This is a genomic window from Streptomyces katrae (genome assembly GCF_000966975.1).
GTDB classification, from domain to species: Bacteria; Actinomycetota; Actinomycetes; order Streptomycetales; family Streptomycetaceae; genus Streptomyces; species Streptomyces katrae.
This window is the reverse complement of record NZ_JZWV01000073.1, coordinates 24,887-31,710: the sequence shown is the minus strand read 5'-3', so window position 1 is coordinate 31,710 and position 6,824 is coordinate 24,887. Positions and strand designations below refer to the sequence as shown.

The 6,824-nt window shown below is 74.1% G+C and carries 8 protein-coding genes and 1 pseudogene; all 9 read right to left on the bottom strand.

Annotation, left to right across the window (positions count from 1 at the left end):
* Nucleotides 1-403, bottom strand: a pseudogene (locus VR44_RS44775) (DNA-processing protein DprA); the annotation flags it as partial.
* Complete coding sequence (locus VR44_RS04020) at nucleotides 400-2,034, bottom strand: YifB family Mg chelatase-like AAA ATPase (RefSeq protein WP_045945950.1); 1,635 nt, start codon at nucleotides 2,032-2,034, stop codon at nucleotides 400-402. The gene VR44_RS04020 and the pseudogene VR44_RS44775, both read right to left, overlap by 4 nt.
* Nucleotides 2,034-2,405, bottom strand: coding sequence for a YraN family protein (locus VR44_RS04015; protein ID WP_045945949.1), 372 nt, complete (start codon nucleotides 2,403-2,405; stop codon nucleotides 2,034-2,036). The genes VR44_RS04020 and VR44_RS04015 overlap by 1 nt, the downstream gene beginning before the upstream one ends.
* Nucleotides 2,406-2,558: 153 nt before the next feature.
* Complete coding sequence (locus VR44_RS04010) at nucleotides 2,559-2,867, bottom strand: DUF2469 domain-containing protein (protein WP_014675276.1); 309 nt, start codon at nucleotides 2,865-2,867, stop codon at nucleotides 2,559-2,561.
* A 55-nt stretch (nucleotides 2,868-2,922) separates the two neighbouring features.
* On the bottom strand, nucleotides 2,923-3,438 hold the full coding sequence (locus VR44_RS04005; RefSeq protein ID WP_045945948.1) for an NUDIX hydrolase: 516 nt from the start codon (nucleotides 3,436-3,438) through the stop codon (nucleotides 2,923-2,925).
* Nucleotides 3,428-4,189, bottom strand: a complete 762-nt coding sequence (gene lepB, locus VR44_RS04000) for a signal peptidase I (protein ID WP_045945947.1) — start codon at nucleotides 4,187-4,189, stop codon at nucleotides 3,428-3,430. Before lepB (VR44_RS04000) ends, VR44_RS04005 begins: the two co-directional genes overlap by 11 nt.
* A gap of 60 nt (nucleotides 4,190-4,249) precedes the next feature.
* Nucleotides 4,250-5,146, bottom strand: coding sequence for a signal peptidase I (gene lepB, locus VR44_RS03995; RefSeq protein WP_045945946.1), 897 nt, complete (start codon nucleotides 5,144-5,146; stop codon nucleotides 4,250-4,252).
* 113 nt (nucleotides 5,147-5,259) lie between these two features.
* Nucleotides 5,260-6,012: a signal peptidase I gene (gene lepB, locus VR44_RS03990; RefSeq protein WP_425424483.1), complete on the bottom strand. Its 753-nt coding sequence runs from the start codon at nucleotides 6,010-6,012 to the stop codon at nucleotides 5,260-5,262.
* A 54-nt stretch (nucleotides 6,013-6,066) separates the two neighbouring features.
* Nucleotides 6,067-6,813, bottom strand: coding sequence for a signal peptidase I (lepB, locus tag VR44_RS03985; RefSeq protein ID WP_045945945.1), 747 nt, complete (start codon nucleotides 6,811-6,813; stop codon nucleotides 6,067-6,069).
* Between the last annotated feature and the right edge of the window lie 11 nt (nucleotides 6,814-6,824).

Genomic DNA, 6,824 nt, shown 5'->3' with positions numbered 1-6,824 from the left:
GTTCCAGGTCCCGCGCGGGCTCCGCGAGCGCCGCCCGCCTGCGGTACCCGGCGATCCGCTCGGGGCCCGCCCCGGTCAGCGGCCCGGGGCCCGGGTCCGGCCCGGTCAGCAGCCGCATCAGGGCGACGGCCCCGAGCTCCCGCAGCCAGCGCCCGCCGTGCTCCTCCCCCGGCTCCAGCACCCGCGTCAGCGCGGCCCGCGCCAGCAGCTCCGCCCCGGCGTCCCCAGGGCCCGGCCATCCGCCGTCCGGCGCCCCTGCCTCAGGCCGCCCGGCAGGTGCCCGCCCGGCATCCACCGGCCCGGTACCGGCCCGCCCGGCCTCGGGCTGCCCGCCGGATCCCCGCCCGGTGTCCGGCGGCCCCGCACCGGCCCGTCCCGCGTCCGGCGGTCCGGCGGCGGTCATGACCCGGCCCCCATCGCCAGCGCCGCCCCGCGGGCGATCCCGGTGCGCAGCTCCAGGGCGACGGCCACGTCCAGCGCCTCGGGGCGGTCGCGGCCGCGCAGGTCGGCCACGGTCCAGGCGACCCGCAGCACCCGGTCCAGCCCCCGGGCGGTCAGCAGCCCGCGCTCCATCTCCCGCTCGGCCTGGGCCAGGGCGCCGGGACCGGCCGGCCAGCGGGTGCGCAGCTCGTGCCCCGGCACCTCGGCGTTGAGCCGCCAGGGGGTGCCCCCGTACCGGGCTGCGGCCCGCTCCCGGGCCTCCCGCACCCGGTCGGCGACGGCCCCCGTGGCCTCGCCGCGGCCGCCCCGGCCCAGCAGGTCGGAGCGGGTGACCGGTTCCACCTCGACCCTCAGGTCCACCCGGTCGAGCAGGGGCCCCGACAGCCGGGCCTGGTAGCGCCGGATCACGGAGGCGGGGCATTCGCAGCCGGACCCGTTCAGGGTGTGCCGGCCGCACGGGCAGGGGTTGGCCGCGAGGACCATCAGGAAGCGGGCGGGCAGCCGTACCACCCCGGCGGCCCTGGCGATGACCACGTGCCCGGCTTCGAGGGGCTGGCGCAGGGCGTCCAGTACCTTCGCGCTGAACTCGGCCGCCTCGTCCAGGAAGAGGATTCCCTTGTGGGCCAGGGAGACGGCGCCCGGCCTGGGGATCCCGGCGCCCCCGCCCACCAGGGACTGCATGGTCGCCGAGTGGTGCGGGGCGCAGTACGGGGGCCGGGAGACCAGGGGCTCGCCGGGCGGCAGGATTCCCGCGACCGAGTGGACGGCCGTCACCTCCAGGGAGTCCTGCCGGGTGAGCGGCGGCAGGATCCAGGGCAGCCGTTCGGCGAGCATCGTCTTGCCCGCGCCCGGGGGCCCGCTGAGGAAGAGGTGGTGGCCCCCGGAGGCGGCCACTTCCAGGGCCCGGCGGGCGCTGTGCTGGCCGGCCACGTCGGCGAGGTCGGGGAAGTCCGGGTCCGCCCCGCCGCTCCGGGCCAGGCCCGCCCCGAGCCCGGCGCCGGGCAGGACCAGTCCGGCCAGCATCGGGTCGGGGCGGCCCTCCCCGTCCGGCGGGTCCTCCTCGGGAACGGGCGCGTCGGTCAGTACGGCGATCAGCTGCCGCAGGCTGCGCACGCCCAGCACCGAGACCTCCGGGACCAGGGTGGCCTCGGCGGCGCACTGCTGGGGCACCACCACCTGCCGGTACCCGGCCTCGGCGGCGGCGACCACGGCCGGCAGGATCCCCCGCACCGGGCGCACCCGGCCGTCGAGGCCCAGCTCGCCGATGAGCACGAGGTCGGCGATCGCCCCGGGGTCGACCACCTCGGCGGCCCCCAGGACGGCCGCCGCGACGGCCAGGTCGAAATGGGCTCCGGACTTGGGCACGGAGGCCGGGCTGAGGCCCACCGTGAGCTTCTTCTGCGGCCAGGGTGCGCCGGAGTTCGCCACCGCGGCCCGTACCCGGTCCCGGCTCTCGACCAGGGTCTTGTCGGGCAGCCCCACCAGGGTGAAGGCGGCCACACCCGGTTCGAGGTCGGCCTGGACCTCCACCACGANCACCACGACGCCCTCGACGCCCACCAGGGCCACCGAGCAGGTCCGCGCGAACCCCATCAGGCCACCCCCCTGACGTGCTCCACCACGGGCGCGCCGCGCCTGGGCAGCAGGACCCCGACCAGGTCGATCCGCACCCCGCCCGGCGGCGGTCCCCCGTGGTCGGCGAGCCAGCGCCCGGCGAGCCGGCGCAGCCGCTCGGCCTTGCCGGCCCGGACGGCGGCCATGGGGTGCTCGAAATCCCCCTCGCGGCGGGTCTTGACCTCGCACACGACGAGGGCGTCCCCGTCCCGCGCGACGATGTCGATCTCCCCGCCCCGGCACCGCCAGTTCCGGGCGATCACCGTCATCCCCGATTCGGTGAGCCGCCGCACGGCGAGCTCCTCGCCGTACCGTCCCAATGCCTGTCGTGCCACGCCCTTCGCGTTCATCCGGCACCACCTCCGGCACCGACGATCGCGCGACCCGGCCCACCGTGTGGATCTTGGTGGACAACCCGGGCGTTGTGGACGGACCGCTCACCCTCACGGGTGAGAAGGGGGCCTCGACGGGCCCCTGGGCCCTCCGAGGCCCCCTCGGCCGGCTCAGCCGCCCGGCAGTTCGAGGTCGCTCTTGTTGAGCTCCTCGATGTTCACGTCCTTGAAGGTCAGGACCCGCACCTGCTTGACGAAACGGGCGGGCCGGTACATGTCCCAGACCCAGGCGTCGGCCATCGTGACCTCGAAGAACACCTCTCCCTGGACCGAGTGCACCTGCATCTCGTAGTCGTTGGTGAGGTAGAAACGGCGTTCCGTCTCGATCACGTACTTGAACAGCCCGACGACGTCGCGGTACTCCCGATAGAGCTTCAGCTCCATCTCGGTCTCGTACTTCTCGAGGTCCTCGGCGCTCATGGCATGTTCCCCTTCAGCCGTGCGTCCCCCTATTGTGCGCCAGCGCCGTGCGCCCCTAAACGATTTCCGGGGGCAGGACCACCGGGACACCCGGGGGACCGTCGTCGAGCAGCGTCCTGAGCAGCCCGGCGAGCTTGGTCGGGTACACCGTCTCACGGGCCGCGAGAAGTTCCTCGGAGGTCCACCATCTCGCCCCCGTGACGCTGCGCCGCTCCAGCTCGGTGAGCCCGCCCGGCACGATCTCGGTCCGGGTGGTCCGGGCCAGGAAGTACCACTCGTCCTGCTCCCAGCGCCTGCCGTCGAAGGGGAAGGAGCAGTAGCGGCGCCAGAGCACCGGCCCCAGCTCCACCCCGGTGATCCCGGTCTCCTCCGCGAGTTCCCGCAGCGCGGCCTCCTCGCGTGTCTCGTCGCCCTCCAGCCCGCCGCCCGGGGTGAACCACCAGGTGTCGGCGGGATCGTCCGGCTCGAAGCCGTGCAGCAGCAGGATCCGGTCCGCGGGGTCCAGCAGGACCACCCGGGACACCTTCCGCGGCCCCTCCGCGCCCCGCTCCACGCCCGGCTCAGCGCCCACCGGAGCGCCCCCGCGCCCGTCCGCGCCCCAGGACCCGGGCGACCGGCCCGTAGGCCGCCCCCAGCACGACGAGGGCGGCGCCGGCCACCACCGCGGCCACCTGGAGCCGCAGCGGCCCCGGCTGCGAGACCCCGCCGGGGAGGGCGGCGAAGGCCTGCGGCCGGTCCAGCATCCTCGTGTTCGGCCAGGCCAGGGCGTCGACCCGGGCCTCGACCGCCGACCGGGGAACGGTCCCCTGGCCGGCGTCCTGGAGGTGGGCCCGTGAGTCCAGGGAGCCGGAGCGCCGGTCGCCCATCAGGAAGAGGTTGCCCTCCGGCACGGTCACCTCGAACGTGGTGGTCCCCGCGGCCAGCGCGTCGCGCCCGGCCTGGTCCACGTACGGCTCGTCCAGCGGCTTCCCGTTCACGGTCAGCCCACCGCCCTGGCCGCAGCAGCTGACGGTGTCGCCGCCGACGGCCACGACCCGCTTGACCATGGGCGAGTCGCTCCACTGGGAGTCCTTGAAGACGACCACGTCCCCGCGGCGCACCTCGGCGCCGCCGATCCGCTCCGCCAGCACCCGGTCACCGGGCTGCACGGTGGGGACCATGGAGTTCGTCGGCACCGTGTAGGGCCGGTACACCAGCGCCCCCCAGACGAAGCCGCCGAGGAAGAGTGCGAAGCCGATGGCCACGGCGATGCCCGACAACGTGTTGCCGAGGCCGCCGCGGCCATCTCTGCCGCTCGCGCGTATTGCCTGTGTTCCGCCCATTGGTGCGCCCCCATACCCGGAGATGGCCGCCACCCGGCGATGGCCTGCCTGGGCGGCACCCTACCGGGCGGTAGTGCCCTGGGTCAGCCTCCGCCGGCGCCACAGGACGATGGGCACGGCGCCCACGAGGCCGAGGGCCGCCGAGTTGACGTCGGCCACGCCCAGCCCGGAGGCCTGCGGGGAGTGCAGGGGCGCCGGGAGCTGCTTGTCGATGCCCTTCTGGTCGAAGGTGTCCGGGACCGGCAGGGTGGCCCAGCGGGTGACCGGCCAGGCGACGACCACGGCCCGCCCGACGACGTCCTTGACCGGCACGAAGCCCTGGGTGGAGTCCTGCATGTGGTAGCGGGAGTCCTGGGAGTTCTGGCGGTGGTCGCCCATCACCCAGATCTTGCCCTTGGGCACGGTGACCGGCCCGAAGGGCATGTCGTCGCAGGGGGTGTTGCCGGGGAAGATGTACGGCTCGTCCAGCGCCTTGCCGTTGACGACGACCGGGCCGCCCCGCTTGCACTCCACGGTGTCCCCGCCGATGGCGATGGTCCGCTTGATCAGGTCCTTCTCCTCGGCGGACGGCATCAGGCCGATCCAGCTGAGGACCTTCTGCACGACGTTGGGCTCGGGGGTGGGCTCCCCCTCCAGCCAGTGCGCGGGGTCGTGGAAGACGACGACCTCGCCGCGCTCGGGCTCGGAGCCGAACCAGGGGGTCAGCTTGTCCACCAGCACCCGGTCGCCGCGCTGCAGGGTGTTCTGCATCGAGTCGGACGGGATCGAGAACGCCTGGACCAGGAAGGTCTTGATCAGCAGGGCCAGCACCAGGGCGATGCCGATGAGGAGCGGGAGCTCCTTCCAGAAGGAGCGGTGCTGCTTCTCCTCGGCGGCCGCCTCGTCGGTGTCGTGCGTGACGGCATCGTCCGGCCGCTCCTCGCCCTCATCGCGTCCGGATCGAGCGCCTACCGCCACATCCCCCACATCCACTCCTCACTCGGAAACGACCGCCCGCGCCGGATCGGGAGCGGGCCCTCCCCTCCCTTAACGAGCGGGAGTTCCCTAAGGCGCGGGAGACCGGGAACACACTATGCGAACGCGGTGCCCCGACGGCGACGGCCGGGCCGCTGCCGCCGCCCGGTGCGGGCCGGATCCGGAACGTCGAGGAAGGTCGCGGGCTGCTCCAGCCGGCGCCAGTGGTCGAACGGCCAGGCGATCACCACGGCCTGTCCCACCACGCCCTTCTCGTCGATGGTGCCCTCGAACGCCTCGTCGAGGTGGTAGCGGGAGTCGGCCGAGTTGGCGCGGTGGTCGCCCATCACGAAGAGCCGCCCCGCGGGAACGCGCACCTCGAAGGGGATGTCCGAGGGCGAGTTCCCGGGTGACACGTAAGGCTCATCGAGCGGACGCCCGTTGACGGTCACCCGCCCCCGGTTGTCACAGCAGGCCACGGTGTCGCCGCCGATGCCGATGACGCGCTTGATCAGGTCCTGCTCGTCCGCGGAGGGCAGCAGGCCGATGAAGGTCAGGGTCTGCTTGATCTGCTTCACGCCGGCCGGGTCCGGGGCCGGCCGGGCCGCCTCGCCCTTGAGCCATCCTCCGGGGTCCTTGAAGACGACGACGTCGCCCCGCTCGACCTTGGCGCCGAACCACGGGGTCAGTTTGTCCACCAGCACCCGGTCGCCGATCCGGATCGTCTGCTCCATCGAGCCCGACGGGATGAAGAACGCCTGCACCAGGAAGGTCTTGAGGAGCAGGGCTATGCACAGGGCCACCGCCACCAGCAGCGGCAGCTCGCCGACCCGCCGGGTGCGACGGCGCCGGCGCTGCTTGCGCGCCATCCGGCGCCGCTGGGCCCGTCCCCCGCCCTCGGCCGGCTCCGGCGGCTTCCCCGGCTACCCACGCGGACCACCGGCCGCGGCCCCCGCGGGCAGCGAGCCCCAGCGGGACGCCGGCCAGCCGATCCAGTCGGCCCGCCCGATCACCTTCTCCACCGGCACCATCCCCCCGCCCGGCTCGCCCAGGTGGTCCCGCGAGTCCCGGGACTGCGAGCGGTGGTCACCCATGACCCACAGGGTCCCCAGCGGGACCACGATCCGGAACGGCACCTCCGAGGGGGTGTCGCCGGGGTAGAGGTACGGCTCCGCCACGGGGACCCCGTTGACCCGGATCCGGCCGCCGGTGTCACAGCACACCACGTCGTCCCCGCCGACTCCCACGACCCGTTTCACGAAGTCGGTGTCGGAAGGCTCCGCCAGCCCGAGCGCCGAGGCGGCCCCGTGCAGGGCGTCGCCCACCGGGTTGCCGCGCGCGGGTTCCCGTACGAAGGACCCGGTGCCGTCGAACACGACCACGTCCCCGCGCTGCGGCGTGGCGCCGAAACGGTACGCCAGCTTGTTCACCAGGATCCGGTCGCCGACCTTCAGCGTCGGCTCCATCGACCGGCTCGGGATCAGGAAGGGCTGTACGACGAAATTGCTGACCAGCAGCAGGAAGACCGTGCAGACCACGCCCAGCGCCCCGGCCCGCCGCCAGGGGCTCCGGAAGGAGGCGCGAAGCCCGGAGAAAACACAACGCGGCCACTCCTCCCCCTGCTCGGGGGAGGAGTGGCCGCGTTGTGTGAGCTCTGCTTCGGTGTCCATCGGGGTGGAGC